Genomic DNA, 13,577 nt, shown 5'->3' with positions numbered 1-13,577 from the left:
TATGCGCCAGGCTACGTCCGAAGAGGCGGTATTCTCCCTCCCGTAACAATAAATTAACGCGACGTTCATTCAGCCATAACAGACAGCAGGTATCGTGGCACACGATGTTCGACCGGTCACGAGCGTTCGTGCGGCGGCCACGCCAGCACAGTTCGGCAGGGCGGACACACCGTCTATCCATCGGCCACGTGACGATCGATAAACACCGGCATGAAGTCCAGATCGGCCCGCGGCGGGTCAGATTGACACGGACAGAATGTGCGTTGCTGTGGCAGCTCGCGCTGCAGCCGGGCCGAGTGTTTCGTCGAGAGGAATTGTTGACCCACGTTTGGACAGGCGTGACCGTAGAACCACGAACCGTCGATACCCACGTATCGAAGGTCCGGCGCAAGCTTCGCGAACGTCCCGAGGGGCCAAGCTTGATCGAAACAATCTGGGGGCTCGGGTATCGGTTCAAGACCGCAGCCGAGATCGATGAGACGAGCGGCCAAGGGCTGCCGTAATGAGGAGGCATCATGTCGCGTAGAGAGAGATCAACAGCGATGGCGTTCGTTCCGGCTTTCGTCATGCTGGCTTTGGCCGGGCTGGCAACCTCGTTGGATGCCGAGAGCCCGGCGCTGATCAAGATCGACGGATCGAGCACGGTCTTCCCGATCACCGAAGCGGTCGCCGAGGAATTTCAGCACAAGACATCGGGGCGCGTGCGGGTCACGGTCGGGATTTCGGGCACGGGCGGCGGCTTCAAGAAGTTCTGCCGCGGTGAATCGGATATTCAGGACGCCTCGCGGCCGATCACGGTCGACGAGATGGACGCGTGCCGGAAGAACGGCGTGCAGTACTACGAGTTCCCGGTCGCCTATGATGCCCTCACAATCGTAGTCAGCCCGCACGCTACGTGGGTGAATGCGGTGACGTTGGCCGAACTCAAAAAGCTATGGGAACCCTCGGCACAAGGACGGATCACGAAATGGAATCAGATTCGGAGCGCCTGGCCCGACGCGCCCATCAAACTGTTCGGTCCGGGCTCGGATTCTGGCACGTTCGATTACTTTACCGAGGCGGTCGTCGGGAAAGCCAAGGCGAGCCGCGGTGACTACACCGCGAGTGAGGATGACAACATCTTGGTGCAAGGGGTGGCCCGTGACAAGTATGCCTTGGGGTATTTCGGGTTCGCCTATTTCGATGCGAACCGAGACAAGCTCAAGGCTGTTGGGGTCGATGCCGGCGCCGGGCCAGTCCTGCCGTCCCGTGAAACGGTCGAGAACGGCCACTATCTTCCGCTCTCTCGCCCCGTGTTCATCTACGTCAACAGCAAGTCGGCCGGCCGGCCGGAAGTCCGGCGCTTCGTCGAGTTTTATCTGACGAACGGCGCGGCCCTTGTGGAACAGGTCAAGTACATTCCGCTGCCGTCGGCGGCCTACACGACGGCGCTCGGCAACTTGCGGAGCGGCAAGATCGGGACCGCGTTCCACGGCACATCGATAGTTGGGATCAAGGTGGAGGATCTGCTGCGGCGAGAGGCCAAACTGTAACGTGCAAAGAGTGACCATGAGCGTGGATGCGCGTCCCGCCGAAGAGTCCTATCCCATTGTGCACACCGATCGAGCACGCGTGGTTGCGCGAAAGATGCGTGAGGCGGCCATCGAGGGGGCGCTGTTCGTCGCCGCCGTCTCGTCGATCGCCATCACGATCGGCATCGTGGCCGTGCTCGTCTACGAATCGTGGTCGTTTTTCCGATCCGTCCCGCTGATCGATTTCCTCACCGACATGCAATGGACGCCGCTCTTTGCCGAGGCACATTTCGGCATCTTGCCGTTGCTGTCGGGAACCATTGTCACAACCGGCATTGCGCTCGGCGTCGCGCTACCCTTCGGAACGATTGCGGCCATCTTCTTGAGCGAGTACTGCCCGCCAGGGGCCCGGGAGACCATCAAACCGTTCCTCGAATTGCTCACCGCGGTGCCCACCGTCGTCTACGGCTATTTCGCGCTCCTGTTCGTTACGCCGCTTCTACAAAGACTGTGGCCGGAGCTACCGGGGTTCAACATGCTGAGCGCCGGCCTCGTGATGGGCGTCATGATCATTCCGTATGTCACATCGATGAGTGAAGACGCCTTGCGTGCCGTGCCGATGATGCTGCGTGAAGGCGCCTATGCGATGGGAGCCACCCGGATGCACGCCGCCCTGCACGTCGTCGTGCCCGCCGCGACCTCCGGCATTGCCGCCGCCTATGTCCTCGCCGTCTCGCGCGCCATCGGGGAGACGATGGTCGTCGCGATCGCGGCCGGCATGCAGCCGACCTTGACGCTGAATCCGCTGCAGCCGGCCGAGACGATCACTGCGTATATCGTTCAGGTGAGTCTCGGCGATCTCCCGCACGGGAGCGTGGGGTACCAGACGATTTTCGCAGCTGGTCTCACGCTCCTGCTCATGACGCTCCTCTTCAACATCGCCGGACACGCCTGCCGCCGGCGTTTTCGGGGAGGCACGTGATGTCGCAGGACGCCCGCACGAGCATCGCGACGTGGAAGAGGCGGGATCGCCTCTTCGCCGTCACCGGCCTGTTGGCGTTGCTGATCGCGTCCTTCACGCTGTTGGCCCTGTTACTGGATCTGTTGATCGACGGCTGGGCGCGGCTGGGCTGGCAGTTCCTGTCTGCCTATCCGTCACGCTTTCCCGAACGGGCCGGCATCCTGACCGCCTGGATCGGGACGGTGCTGGTCATGCTGATCACGGCCCTCGCTGCCGTCCCGATGGGGATCGGTGCCGCGATCTACCTGGAAGAATATGCGCCAAAGAATTGGGTGACCGATTTGATCGAGATCAACATCGCGAATCTCGCCGGCGTCCCCTCGATCGTGTACGGCCTGATGGCCCTCGGCCTTTTCGTCTATCAATTTCACCTGGGCGCCAGCATCCTGACCGCCGGACTCACGCTGGCCCTGCTCATCCTCCCGATGGTGATCATCACCACGCGGGAAGCGCTCCGCAGTGTGCCGGCGCATATTCGCGAGGCGTCGTACGCGCTCGGCGCCACGAAATGGCAAACGGTGCGGGATCACGTCATTCCCTACTCCACCGGTGGAATCTTAACGGGACTGATCATCGCCTTGTCGCGGGCCATCGGTGAGACGGCCCCGTTGCTCACCGTCGGCGCCCTGTCCTTCATCGCCTTTCTCCCGCATCCACCATGGCAGCGCGAATTTCCATTCGTGTCCCTGGAGTGGCTCTTCGATCCTTTCACCGCCTTGCCGATTCAAATGTTCAATTGGGTATCCCGGCCTCAAGCGGCCTTTCACCACAATGCCGCCGCGGCCGGGCTCGTCCTGATGGCGATGACGCTCGCCATGAATGCGGCGGCGATTTACATTCGCCACCGATTTCGCACACGCATCCGATGGTAGGCACACGGCAACCATCAGCCCATCTGACAACCAAGGCCCACGTCAAAGGCCTGAATTTCTACTACGGCGACGTGCAGGCGCTCAAACACCTCGATCTGACGATTGCGGAGCATCGGGTGACGGCGTTGATCGGACCATCCGGCTGCGGAAAGACGACATGCCTGCGCTGTTTCAACCGGATGCACGACCTGTATCCCAGCACGCGCTACGAAGGCGCCATCACATGGTATCCCGATGGCTTCAACATTCTGGGCGACGCGATCGATCCGATTGAAGTCCGCATGCGGATCGGCATGGTGTTTCAAAGGCCGAACCCCTTTCCGAAATCGATTTACGAGAACGTCGCGTACGGCTTGCGGCTGCGAAACCGACGCTCGGCGGAGTCGTTGGATGAGCAGGTCGAACGCGCGCTCAAACACGCGGCGCTCTGGGAAGAGGTCAAGGACCGCTTGGACGAACCCGCGACGGCGCTGTCCGGCGGCCAACAACAGCGCCTCTGCATTGCGAGAGCCTTGGCGACCGAACCGGAAATGCTTCTGTTCGATGAGCCGACCTCGGCGCTTGATCCCGTGGCCACGGCGCGGGTCGAGGACCTGATCGCCGGGTTGAAGGAAAAGGTCACGATCCTCATCGTCACCCACAACATGCAACAGGCCGCCCGCGTGTCCGACTTCACCGCCTTTATGTATCTGGGGGAGTTGATCGAGGTCGACACGACCGAGAAGATCTTTACTAATCCGGGCAAGAAGTTGACCGAAGACTACATCACGGGACGATTTGGCTAACGGACCAAATTCACGGCGACATGCACCGACGATTCGACGAAGAACTTGACGACCTCAAGCGCAAGCTCATCGACATGGGCACGATGGTCGAGAGCCAAATCCAGGGCGCACTCCGGGCGCTCATCGAACGCGACGCCGATCGTGCCCGTCGCGTGATCGCGAACGATCCTCGGGTCAACGCCATGGACGTCGAGGTGGACGAGATGTGCCTGCGGCTGTTGGCGTTGCATCAGCCGGCCGCGGGCGATCTGCGATTCGTCACGACCGGCATGAAGATTTCGAGCGAGCTGGAGCGGATGAGCGATCTCGCGGAGAATATCTGCGAACGAGCCATCGAGCTGAACGAAGAACCGCAGCTCAAACCATACATCGACCTGCCCCACATGGCGAATTGGTCCCTGCGGATGGTGAAAGAGAGCCTGGACGCGTTCGTCAATCGTGACTCGACGCTCGCACGAAAGGTCTGTGGCGATGATGATTTCGTCGATCGCCTCACCGAACAGCTCTTCCGGGAGCTGCTCTCCTTTATGGTCGAGAACCCCCAGACGATTTCGCGCGCCATTCGCCTGACCTTCATCGCCAAGTACATCGAGCGCATCGCCGATCATGCTACCAACGTGGCGGAGCTCGTGGTCTACATGGTCGAAGGCAAGATCATTCGGCATACGTCGCCATCGAGCCCCCCGCCGAAGTCACCGTAGCCTCTCTCGGCCTCCCTACTATCCGTACCTCGCCTTCTCAGTACGAAAATTAACCGGTCTGTAACATTCCCATCACGTGCTCGTCACAGAACCTCTGTACAACTACCGCAACGTTTCGGCGTGACACCGACGTGAGTGAGGAGGAGTAGTCGATGGTACGACACACACGGTTTGTCTCATTGGCGGTGGCGGTCCTGTGCGTAGTGCTCTTGTCTACGAACGCACGCGCGCAACAGGTGGAGGGGGCCCAAGGTCCGCCCGCGCCGCTCGTTGCGACCGGCGGCGTCCCGCTGGATGACCCGGTAGCGAATTTGGAAAAGCGCATCAGCATCATCGAGGAGTGGAAAGCGAAGATCGAGAAGCTGCCCTCGCTGAGCAACAAGGTGAACTTCGGGTTGAACGCGTTGCAATTCCTCTATACGCACCAGGACGCCAAAGTCGCCGAAGGGAAGAGTCAGGACAACTTCTCGATTCGCCGGTCCGAGTTGCTGGCCTATGGCAAGATCAACGAATATATCCCGAAGTGGCACGTACTGTACGAGTTCCAGAGCATCGGCCTCACGTCCACGACACCGGGCTGTAATCCGGGTACCGACTGTACCAATCGCACGCAAAACCCGGTGGGCGGCGCCGCGTCGGCGACCTTCTTCCGCGAATCCTATATCGACTTTCGGCCCTCCATTACCGCTGCGCCCTATTTGAATTTCATCCGCATGGGGATCTTCCGGATGCCGTGGGGGATCTTCACGGAAACTTCCGGCGGGTTGCGCGATGTGATCAGCTCACCCTATCTCACCTCGGTCGGCGGCAGCGGCACGACGGGGCTGACGACGAACGGGACGGGCGGCACGATCGAATTTCTCCATGAGCGTGATTTCTTCGTCGATGCGCGCGGCACGCTGTTCAATCGCCTTGAATACGCGATCGGCATCATGAACAATAACAACTTCCAGGCGAATGCCGTCGGCGCCAACGGCCCGAAAGTGTTCTATACTCGCCAGCGCCTCATGCTGACGGATATTTCCTGGGTGAGCTTCAATATCCTGGCCGGCGAAAGTAATAATACGAACACCGCAATCAATGGGCGCGGCAAAGGGGAATTCGATCGGTTCGGCATCGATGCCCGGTACACGTCTCGACTGATTCCCGGCTTGATGATTCAAGGGGAAGTGTGGCAAGGCCATGACGGCGCCAATCAAACGTTGGTCGGCACGCCGGCGCAAGGCGCCTGCTTGAATCGGACCATTTGCGGCGGCGACGGCGCGCCAGGCGTGCAGCGACGGACGTGGTACGTCTATGGCAAGTACCTGATCTCCAGCGGGCCCTTCCGCAATTTCGAGCCGATCGTCATGTACGAACAATTCGATCCGAACACCAGCACGTCGAACGACATGTACACGCGCACGATCGTCGGGCTCACCTACTACTTTGAGAATCTCCCACCAAAGATCCAATCGAAAGTGCAAATCAACTATGAGTTCAGGCACCATCAAGGCACCGGACCGGGCAGCAGCGTGCCGAACACCGACCCGTTTGCACAGAACGTGTTCTTGGTGCAATGGCAAGTCCGCTACCAGTAATTCGATGCTTTTATTCGTGCAGGATAGCGCCGGCGGCCGCCTTACCGAACTTACATCTCACGTTCACTCGGACGCTGCTTCTGATTGCTTGCTGGATTGCCATCCCGCTTCTCCTGGCTGCATGCGGAACCGGTCCGCGCATGGTGAATGAGACCGAGCGCGGCGGCACGGTAATCTATCCGGTTGCGCAAGACACCGATGTGCTTGCGTCCGATGCCCGGAGAACGGCGCTGAGACTCATGACGGAGAAATGTCCGGCAGGCTATCGCATCGTTCGAGAAGGCGAAGTGCCGAATGTCGGCAGAACGGCCGATAAGGCATGGATGGGCCAAGTTGTCATGGACAAGCGGTGGGCGGTTCAATTCACGTGCAAGGAATGACAAGCGCATCGAAATATCGGTCGCTGCTCGTGTCGATCATCCCGGCGGTGCTCATGCTCACGGGCTGCGTGGGGCCGGTGCACCAGCGAACGCTGTACGACGAACGGGGCATCAAGATCGGCCTTGCCACGGACCTGACCACCGAACGAACCTCGCCCCCGTCCCTCAACGCACATCCGAAGACCATCTCGGTCGACGACCTCAGAACATTGCTCGGCGCACTGGAGGTGTCGGGTTATAGCGGCGTCCTTCTCGGCATTTTTCAAACACCCCATCCGATTCCGGTCTTCACCGCCGAGGAACTCGACGTGATCACCGAACCGATGGCGCTCGCGTTCGAGCAAGCGGGCCCGAAGGAACGCGTCGTCTTCTCGATCCCCGGTCCACAGAAGCCGTACCCCAATCTCAAGGAGATGACGTCGGGCGGGCTGTTCTTCCGCGATCAATACCTGCATGTGGTCCTGGCCGACCATTATGCCTTTTATCCGGCCGACCCAGGCGGTGGTGAGGAACGCGATCCGCGCGATACGAAGGGCATGCGACTGTGGCTCGCGCCGCCCGCGAAACCGCCGATCGTCCCTGAGGCCAAGGAGCCGGACTGGGGCCCCTTCGAGAAGGTACACCTCTCCTTGAACGTCCAGGACGTGTTGGTCGCGCGGCGGACGCTGGCGCCGGCAACGAGGCCGGCTGGGACAGTTGCCGTCCCAGCTCCCACCGCCCCACCGCCACGAAGCAGCGCTACAAAGGCCGGCGCGCCAGCGGCGCCTCCGACCGGTCCGCCCGTTTCCGAAACTGAAGACCTGCGCTTGCAATTGCGCGAGCTGACCAACGCGAATCTCGAATTGCGTGATCGGTTGAAGCAGCAGAACGTGGAGCTCGAGCAACTCCGGCAGGAACTGGACCGCCTCCGCAGCGACATGAAATCTCGCAGAGCACCGAAAGTCCCCTCCGATCGATAACCGGGCCGCTTTGGCGGTCCCAAAAATTTACATACCTGTAACAATCCGTCTCTTCCTCCGTAACAGCCGGTGCTTATGATGGCAGGCGAATGGAGCGTGCTCACCACGGAGGAAGAATGAAGATCGTGCACGCGCTGTCACTGGTGGGTCTCCTCGCTGTCGCGGGATGCGCTGGATTCACGAATTCAGGGTCCGTCGATCCCGTCCAAACGTTGATGGCGGAAGGGAAGCACAGGTTTGCCGCGGGCCAGTACGAACAATCGCTCGACCTCTTTTCCCGGGCGATCGAGCGGGCCCCATCCGATCCCGAAACGTGGAACGCGCGCGGATTCGTCCATGGTCGACAAGGTCGTTGGATCGAAGCCGCGAAAGACTTCCGGCACGCCGTGGCCCTCGACGGCACGCACTCACGGTACGTCAACAACCTCGGCGTGGCCTTGCTTGAAGGCGGTGAAACCGATGAAGCTCTAGTGGTCCTGACACAAGCCGTCCGCCTCGCGCCTGAGTCGCCGCTGCCGCTCGTGCATCGAGGGCTCGCGCATCGCCGTCTGGGACACCTCGATGACGCGATGGCTGATTTCTCTCGTGCCGTTGAACTGGATCCCCATCACGCTGTCGCGTACGCGAACCGGGCTGTGGTGTATGCCCTTCGTCAGGAGTTCGATCACGCCACGCGCGACCTCGATCGCGCCGCGTCGCTGAACAACCAGCTCAGCGAAGTGTACGAGAGCCGCGCCCTCGTTCACTTGCTGTCCGGTCGCCCCCATCAAGCGGTGAAAGACTTTTCTCGTGCGATCGCTCTCGGGTCGACAGATTCCGAACTCTACTACCACCGAGCGATGGCGTACACCCTACTCGGAGACACGCGTCAGGCGCATGCCGACTATGAGCGGTCCTGCCGCCTGGGCTATCCGTCCGCCTGTTCATCGAATGTGCTGCTCGCGGCTGTGTCCAATCCCCGGCAATAGTGCCGGCGTCCGCCGGTTGATGTGTGGCGAGTCGAGACGAAGGAAGGGTCTCACCGAGCGGCCAGCATTCCAGCCGCCCACAAGTCGAGCGGTTCAAGCCGGGCAGTAGGTTTGATGTTCAAGCGGCCAGTATCCGTCTTGCGTGTGTGGAAAATCTTCGATGCCGTAGAGTCCGTACCCGCCGGTCTTCCAGATATGCATGCAACGGGCAATGACATAGGGTTCCATACGGCTCGCACCTTCGACATTCACGGCCTGCACGCCGTTCGACACGGCGATGACGACCAACTTGTTGCCATACCAGAGACCGGACGGCTCGATCTTCCCCGGATAGAGAATGGCGAATTCGCTCGTGGGATGCATGGTCTCCGCCGGGCCGTAGACCGGATGGTCGCGCAACGCCAGCTCCTGAGCCCGAATCACAGTACCGGTCGGTCCCTCCTCCACCCCAACGATACGGCCGGCAAGCTGGACGACTTTTCCGCGGAACACGTCCGGTCGGGCTTCCAGCACCCCGAACTCCACCGAAGAGACATCCCGAGTGACCGATGGCGGAAACAGGGGTGCCGAGCAGCCGGCAAGGACCATCGGAGTGAAAAGAAGAATGAGCGGTCCCATCTTCATGCGGCACCTCCGGTCAGCGTCCGTAACGCACTTGTAACACAGCCGTAACGATGCCGCAACATTCACAATTGTGAAGTTTCGCACGGAAGGAGAAGGTATGGTCACTCGACCGTTCGCAGCCATGATCGTCGGGTTCATCGGGCTGAGCGCGTGTGCGGCTCCCTCGCCCTTTCCCTCCAAGGTCACGGAGAAGGTGGCGCCGACGTTCGATTTTACGGCTTGGAAGGAATCGTCGCCGAGCAATCCCGGCGGTCAGTCGGACAGCGGGACGAAAGTCGAGTTGGGCGGACGGATTGTGCAGGCGAAGAGCCAAGGCAAAGGCACGTTGATCGTGGCGGAGCAGCTCCCGATCGTCACACATCCCGTCTATGGACCGACGGACGCGGTGAAACGGACCGGCGACTTCGAATTTGCCTTGCTCTACCCCGGGGAACTCGATCCCGGTGTGCTGCGAACCGGCAACAAGTTTATCGTCGTCGGCACCACCAAGGGCCGCACGAACGTCGTCGTGGACGGCACGCCGAAGACCGAGCCCTACCTCGTGGCCGATTGCATTCACGTGTGGCAGACCGGACGAACGGAAATCGAGGGCTACAAGGAGGACGTCGGCGCCGGGTTCTCTCCGTTGCCCGAACGGACGTTCTGCGCGAACAAGAACGGCTAGCGCGACTCGCCGCGCGGCACGCGAAACACGAAGCGGCTTCCCGCCGGCTCGTTCCCTTCGACCCACACGCTCCCGCCGTGGGCCTCCACGATGTGCTTCACGATGGCCAGCCCGAGCCCAGTTCCCCCCAGCTCTCGCGACCGCGCTTTGTCCACGCGATAAAACCGCTCGAAGACCCGCGGCCGTTCGGCCGGCGGGATGCCGATGCCGGTATCGCTCACGCTGACTTCCACCGTATCGAGACTCGTCGACGCCGGTGTCCCGTACACTGGGCGTGCCGCCACTCGGATGATCCCGCGATCGGAGGTGTATTTCACCGCGTTGTCGACCAAATTAGTCATGACCTGCACGAATCGGTCCTCATCGCCTATCACAGACGGAAGGTCCTGAGGCAGATCGACGAGGACCTGATGGCCCTTCTTGTCGGCCAACGGCTTGATCAGCGCGAGCGTACGCTCGACCACCTCTCGGACATCGACCGGGTCACGGCGAAGGGCAATCTGGCCGGATTCAATTTGCGACAGTTGCAGGAGGTCTTCCAGAATCAGACTCAGGCGATCGGCTTGGTTCAACACGATCCGGAGAAACGAGGTCAACGTCTCGTGATCGTCCTTCGCGCCGTCCAGCAGCGCCTCGACGTAGCCTTTAATTGACGTCAGCGGCGTGCGGAGCTCATGCGAGACGTTCGCCACGAAATCCTTGCGCACTTTTTCCAGCCGGCGAAGAGCGGTCACGTCATGAAAGACCAAGACGACGCAGGGCTCCCGCTCCCGCTCGTACCCGGCGAACGAGGCTTCGATTTTGAGAATCTTTCCCGCCGCCGTCGTGATCTCGGCACCGGCGTGGTGCTTGCTCTCGATCAGCCGCTTGACGACGTCGTCGAATTCAACATGCCGAATCACTTCAGCGTACAGCCGTCCGTTGATGTCGGCACCTCTGAGGCCGAACATCGCCTCGAACGCCGGATTGACCTGTAAGATGCGTCCGCTGCAGTCGAGGACCATAACCCCTTCCACCATGGAAGACAACACGGCCAACAGCTCGGCCCGATCCTCCGACACTTCTTTCAGGGTCGCTTCCAGCCGCTCCGCCATTTGATTCAGCGAGGTTCCTAGCACACCGACTTCATCCTGCGCGCGCACCCACACCCGCTCCTGTAGACGGCCGGCGGCGAGACGTCCGGCCACCGTGACGATGTTGGTGAGCGGGCGCGTCAAGCTCTGCGCCAGGAACAGCGCGAGCAGCAAGGAGGCCGCCAATGCGACGCCGAAGGCGGCGGCGAGTGCGTGTTGCAGTTGTTCGATCCGGGCATCGACGGACGTGAGATGCAGCGCCAGCCGGGCAATACCGATGATCCCCTCTCCTGCGGTCGAGCGAACCGGGACCGCGCAATAGAACATTCGCTTCCCCGTGGTCTGACTCAGCCGAATGTCGGTCCCGATCCCCGTGGCGAGCGCCTCGATGACTTCCGGCCGGTCCCGGTGATTGTCGAGCGACGCCACGCGGTCATCGGCTGTTTCGCTATCGGCCAACACGGCGCCATCGAAAGCGATGACCGTCACCCTCGCGCGCGCTTGCGCGCTCAGATGCTTGGCGAAGGCTTGAAGCGAGGCACGTGCGTCGCCGGTCTGTTGATCGGAGAGCAACCGCGGCTGGAGCGATGTGGCAACAAGCTTCGCCTCCCCTTCCAGCGCCTCCTGCAGCCGCGCGAGTTCCAGTCGCTCGATAGAACGCAATGCCAGCCAACCGGCGACCGACAGACCGAGCGAGACGGCCATCAGCACGCTCAGCGTCAGTTTCCAGCGGATGGAGAGGCGCAGCATGACGGTGCTAATGCAGATCCTTGAGTTTGTAGCCCAACGATTTCACCGCGACGATCGCCTCATCCAGGAGCGGGATCTTTTGTTTGAGACGCCGGACGTGCACATCGACGGTTCGCGTCGTGCCATGGTAGTCATATCCCCAGACGGCGTTCAGCAAATCATCGCGCGTCAGCACGCGGCCGGGATAGCGCAGCAGGTACTCGAGCAACCCGTACTCTTTCGTCGTGAGCGCGACCTCCGTGCCATCGACCGTCACTTCATGTCGGGCGTTGTCCAAGACGATTCCACGATACTCGAACCGTTCGGGATGTTCGTGCTGACGCTCGATACGCCGGAAGACGGCCCTGACACGGGCCGCCAGCGCCTTGGGGCTGAACGGCTTGGTAATGTAGTCATCGGCGCCCAGTTCGAGGCCGATCACCATATCCGATTCCTCGGCTTTGGCGGTGATCATGATAATGGGCAGGAGCGCGGTCTCGGGGTTGGCCCGGACGCGCTTGCAGACCTCCAAGCCGTCCAGTTTCGGCAGCATCCAATCAAGGATCAGGAGGTGCGGCCGCTCCTGATTGAACGAATGCTCCTGGCCATCCTCTAGAGGATCACCGTGGTCGCGATCATCATCGTTATGGGCCTGGCCGCAGTCGGCGCCCCTCTTGCGAAGACGTGGTATCCCCTGTTCCGAACGACACCTAGAATGCAGGACATCATGAGCCGGCACGCGAGGCCGGATGAAAGGAGACCAGGATGATTAGGACGACCTCACTGATGACACGCCAGCTCGTGACCGTTCCGCATACCGCGACGGTCATGGATGCCGCCTCGTTGATGCGGGAGCGCCGGATCGGAAGCGTCTTCGTAGAGCGGCACGGAGACATTGTCGGTATCGTGACCGAAGCCGATATCGTGCCCGCGCGGTGGCTATCGGGCATATGCCCGGATTCATGGCCGTGGCAGCGATCATGAGCAGCCCCGTGATCGGCATCGAGGGCCATCGCCCGATCACCGAGGCGGCCGATCTGATGGAGCGGCATCAGACCCGGCATCTCGCCGTGCTCGATCATGGGATGATTGTCGGCGTGCTTTCAGTGAGGGATTTATTGCACCCGGTGTCCATCGACGAGTTTTGACGGAGGGAACCCATGAAACGGTTGGCCACCTCGCTTCTCTACAACGATCTCGGCGACCTCGACGTGACGGCGCTCTGGATTAGGGGGATCCAACTTGTGTTGAGCCTCTTGATCCTCACCATCCTGCTGGCGCTCGTCGGCGGGACCATCAAAACCGCGATCGACCTGACGTTGCTGGTGCACATGCCCCTGGAAGTCGCCTTGCGGCAGATCGTCATCGACACCCTGCTCCTCCTGGCCGTCGTCGAGGTGTTCAAGACCGCGTTGACGTATTTTTCAGAAGGACGCGTCAAGGTCACGTTCATCGTCGATACCATCCTCGTCGTCATGCTGACCGAAGTGATCTCCGAGTGGTTCAAAGGCATTGACGTTCAGCGGCTCACCATCCTCGGAGGGATCCTCCTTGCTCTGGCGGCCATCCGCGTCGTGGCGGTGCGATGTTCCCCCGCGAACGGAGACGCGCTCGCAGAGTGATCAGGGAAAATTTACCCGGCCGTAATACTCCCATGACGCCGATGTCACAGTGGGATGTCAATGTCACAGGCACCACAGCAAGGAATCG

The 13,577-nt window shown here is 61.0% G+C and carries 17 protein-coding genes; 14 read left to right on the top strand and 3 right to left on the bottom strand.

The window, feature by feature from the left end; translation table 11 throughout:
- Nucleotides 1-128: 128 nt before the first annotated feature.
- The 10 genes from AC1U7K_RS01650 to AC1U7K_RS01605 all read left to right on the top strand — a co-directional run bounded on the left by AC1U7K_RS01650 (nucleotide 129) and on the right by AC1U7K_RS01605 (nucleotide 8,777).
- Nucleotides 129-503, top strand: coding sequence for a winged helix-turn-helix domain-containing protein (locus tag AC1U7K_RS01650; protein ID WP_480249055.1), 375 nt, complete (start codon nucleotides 129-131; stop codon nucleotides 501-503).
- A 12-nt stretch (nucleotides 504-515) separates the two neighbouring features.
- Nucleotides 516-1,532 (top strand): PstS family phosphate ABC transporter substrate-binding protein, encoded by a 1,017-nt coding sequence (locus AC1U7K_RS01645; RefSeq protein ID WP_480249054.1) that lies wholly within the window; start codon nucleotides 516-518, stop codon nucleotides 1,530-1,532.
- 94 nt (nucleotides 1,533-1,626) lie between these two features.
- Nucleotides 1,627-2,493: a phosphate ABC transporter permease subunit PstC gene (gene pstC / locus AC1U7K_RS01640; protein ID WP_480249135.1), complete on the top strand. Its 867-nt coding sequence runs from the start codon at nucleotides 1,627-1,629 to the stop codon at nucleotides 2,491-2,493.
- Entirely contained in the window at nucleotides 2,493-3,404 is a 912-nt protein-coding gene (pstA, locus tag AC1U7K_RS01635) for a phosphate ABC transporter permease PstA (protein ID WP_480249053.1), read from the top strand. Before pstC ends, pstA begins: the two co-directional genes overlap by 1 nt.
- On the top strand, nucleotides 3,398-4,189 hold the full coding sequence (pstB, locus tag AC1U7K_RS01630) for a phosphate ABC transporter ATP-binding protein PstB (RefSeq protein ID WP_480249052.1): 792 nt from the start codon (nucleotides 3,398-3,400) through the stop codon (nucleotides 4,187-4,189). The genes pstA and pstB overlap by 7 nt, the downstream gene beginning before the upstream one ends.
- 20 nt (nucleotides 4,190-4,209) lie before the next feature.
- Nucleotides 4,210-4,890: a phosphate signaling complex protein PhoU gene (phoU, locus tag AC1U7K_RS01625; protein WP_480249051.1), complete on the top strand. Its 681-nt coding sequence runs from the start codon at nucleotides 4,210-4,212 to the stop codon at nucleotides 4,888-4,890.
- 152 nt (nucleotides 4,891-5,042) lie between these two features.
- A complete protein-coding gene (locus AC1U7K_RS01620; RefSeq protein WP_480249050.1) occupies nucleotides 5,043-6,470 on the top strand; it encodes a hypothetical protein in 1,428 nt (475 codons plus the stop codon).
- Nucleotides 6,471-6,610: 140 nt separating this feature from the next.
- On the top strand, nucleotides 6,611-6,850 hold the full coding sequence (locus tag AC1U7K_RS01615) for a hypothetical protein (RefSeq protein ID WP_480249049.1): 240 nt from the start codon (nucleotides 6,611-6,613) through the stop codon (nucleotides 6,848-6,850).
- A complete protein-coding gene (locus tag AC1U7K_RS01610) occupies nucleotides 6,847-7,809 on the top strand; it encodes a hypothetical protein (RefSeq protein WP_480249048.1) in 963 nt (320 codons plus the stop codon). The genes AC1U7K_RS01615 and AC1U7K_RS01610 overlap by 4 nt, the downstream gene beginning before the upstream one ends.
- A 116-nt stretch (nucleotides 7,810-7,925) precedes the next feature.
- The gene (locus AC1U7K_RS01605) at nucleotides 7,926-8,777 is read left to right on the top strand and encodes a tetratricopeptide repeat protein (protein ID WP_480249047.1); all 852 of its coding nucleotides are present in this window, start codon (nucleotides 7,926-7,928) and stop codon (nucleotides 8,775-8,777) included.
- Between the two features lie 93 nt (nucleotides 8,778-8,870).
- On the opposite strand, the gene AC1U7K_RS01600 is transcribed toward AC1U7K_RS01605, so the two are convergent.
- Nucleotides 8,871-9,401, bottom strand: a complete 531-nt coding sequence (locus AC1U7K_RS01600) for a Slp family lipoprotein (RefSeq protein ID WP_480249046.1) — start codon at nucleotides 9,399-9,401, stop codon at nucleotides 8,871-8,873.
- A 97-nt stretch (nucleotides 9,402-9,498) separates the two neighbouring features.
- Here AC1U7K_RS01600 and AC1U7K_RS01595 point away from each other — a divergent pair, with 97 nt between their 5' ends.
- The gene (locus AC1U7K_RS01595; protein ID WP_480249045.1) at nucleotides 9,499-10,065 is read left to right on the top strand and encodes a Slp family lipoprotein; all 567 of its coding nucleotides are present in this window, start codon (nucleotides 9,499-9,501) and stop codon (nucleotides 10,063-10,065) included.
- On the opposite strand, the gene pnpS is transcribed toward AC1U7K_RS01595, so the two are convergent.
- Nucleotides 10,062-11,888 carry a two-component system histidine kinase PnpS gene (gene pnpS / locus AC1U7K_RS01590; RefSeq protein WP_480249044.1) on the bottom strand — a complete coding sequence of 609 codons (1,827 nt, stop codon included), beginning with the start codon at nucleotides 11,886-11,888 and terminating at the stop codon, nucleotides 10,062-10,064. The two genes, AC1U7K_RS01595 and pnpS, sit on opposite strands and share 4 nt — an antisense overlap.
- A 7-nt stretch (nucleotides 11,889-11,895) precedes the next feature.
- A complete protein-coding gene (locus AC1U7K_RS01585; RefSeq protein WP_480249067.1) occupies nucleotides 11,896-12,606 on the bottom strand; it encodes a winged helix-turn-helix domain-containing protein in 711 nt (236 codons plus the stop codon).
- A gap of 26 nt (nucleotides 12,607-12,632) precedes the next feature.
- Between AC1U7K_RS01585 and AC1U7K_RS01580 the strand changes: the two genes are divergently transcribed.
- Genes AC1U7K_RS01580 through AC1U7K_RS01570 form a run of 3 tightly spaced genes read left to right on the top strand, consistent with a single transcriptional unit; the run spans nucleotide 12,633 to nucleotide 13,489 of the window.
- Nucleotides 12,633-12,851, top strand: a complete 219-nt coding sequence (locus tag AC1U7K_RS01580) for a CBS domain-containing protein (protein ID WP_480249066.1) — start codon at nucleotides 12,633-12,635, stop codon at nucleotides 12,849-12,851.
- Nucleotides 12,848-13,015: a CBS domain-containing protein gene (locus AC1U7K_RS01575; RefSeq protein ID WP_480249065.1), complete on the top strand. Its 168-nt coding sequence runs from the start codon at nucleotides 12,848-12,850 to the stop codon at nucleotides 13,013-13,015. The genes AC1U7K_RS01580 and AC1U7K_RS01575 overlap by 4 nt, the downstream gene beginning before the upstream one ends.
- Before the next feature lie 12 nt (nucleotides 13,016-13,027).
- Nucleotides 13,028-13,489 carry a phosphate-starvation-inducible PsiE family protein gene (locus AC1U7K_RS01570; protein ID WP_480249064.1) on the top strand — a complete coding sequence of 154 codons (462 nt, stop codon included), beginning with the start codon at nucleotides 13,028-13,030 and terminating at the stop codon, nucleotides 13,487-13,489.
- Nucleotides 13,490-13,577 lie beyond the last annotated feature (88 nt).

This window comes from Nitrospira sp. Vd2, assembly GCF_979581665.1.
The sequence above is the reverse complement of the archived record's forward strand: the minus strand, read 5'-3'. Positions and strand labels throughout refer to the sequence as shown.

Coding starts and splice junctions, on each gene's coding strand:
- pstA (WP_480249053.1), top strand. CDS start 2,493: ATGTCGCAGGACGCCCGCACGAGCATCGCGACGTGGAAGAGGCGGGAT.
- phoU (WP_480249051.1), top strand. CDS start 4,210: ATGCACCGACGATTCGACGAAGAACTTGACGACCTCAAGCGCAAGCTC.
- AC1U7K_RS01580 (WP_480249066.1), top strand. CDS start 12,633: ATGATTAGGACGACCTCACTGATGACACGCCAGCTCGTGACCGTTCCG.
- AC1U7K_RS01595 (WP_480249045.1), top strand. CDS start 9,499: ATGGTCACTCGACCGTTCGCAGCCATGATCGTCGGGTTCATCGGGCTG.
- pstC (WP_480249135.1), top strand. CDS start 1,627: ATGCGTGAGGCGGCCATCGAGGGGGCGCTGTTCGTCGCCGCCGTCTCG.
- AC1U7K_RS01620 (WP_480249050.1), top strand. CDS start 5,043: ATGGTACGACACACACGGTTTGTCTCATTGGCGGTGGCGGTCCTGTGC.
- AC1U7K_RS01575 (WP_480249065.1), top strand. CDS start 12,848: ATGAGCAGCCCCGTGATCGGCATCGAGGGCCATCGCCCGATCACCGAG.
- AC1U7K_RS01615 (WP_480249049.1), top strand. CDS start 6,611: ATGGTGAATGAGACCGAGCGCGGCGGCACGGTAATCTATCCGGTTGCG.
- AC1U7K_RS01645 (WP_480249054.1), top strand. CDS start 516: ATGTCGCGTAGAGAGAGATCAACAGCGATGGCGTTCGTTCCGGCTTTC.
- pstB (WP_480249052.1), top strand. CDS start 3,398: ATGGTAGGCACACGGCAACCATCAGCCCATCTGACAACCAAGGCCCAC.
- AC1U7K_RS01610 (WP_480249048.1), top strand. CDS start 6,847: ATGACAAGCGCATCGAAATATCGGTCGCTGCTCGTGTCGATCATCCCG.
- AC1U7K_RS01570 (WP_480249064.1), top strand. CDS start 13,028: ATGAAACGGTTGGCCACCTCGCTTCTCTACAACGATCTCGGCGACCTC.
- AC1U7K_RS01600 (WP_480249046.1), bottom strand. CDS start 9,401: ATGAAGATGGGACCGCTCATTCTTCTTTTCACTCCGATGGTCCTTGCC.
- AC1U7K_RS01605 (WP_480249047.1), top strand. CDS start 7,926: ATGAAGATCGTGCACGCGCTGTCACTGGTGGGTCTCCTCGCTGTCGCG.
- pnpS (WP_480249044.1), bottom strand. CDS start 11,888: ATGCTGCGCCTCTCCATCCGCTGGAAACTGACGCTGAGCGTGCTGATG.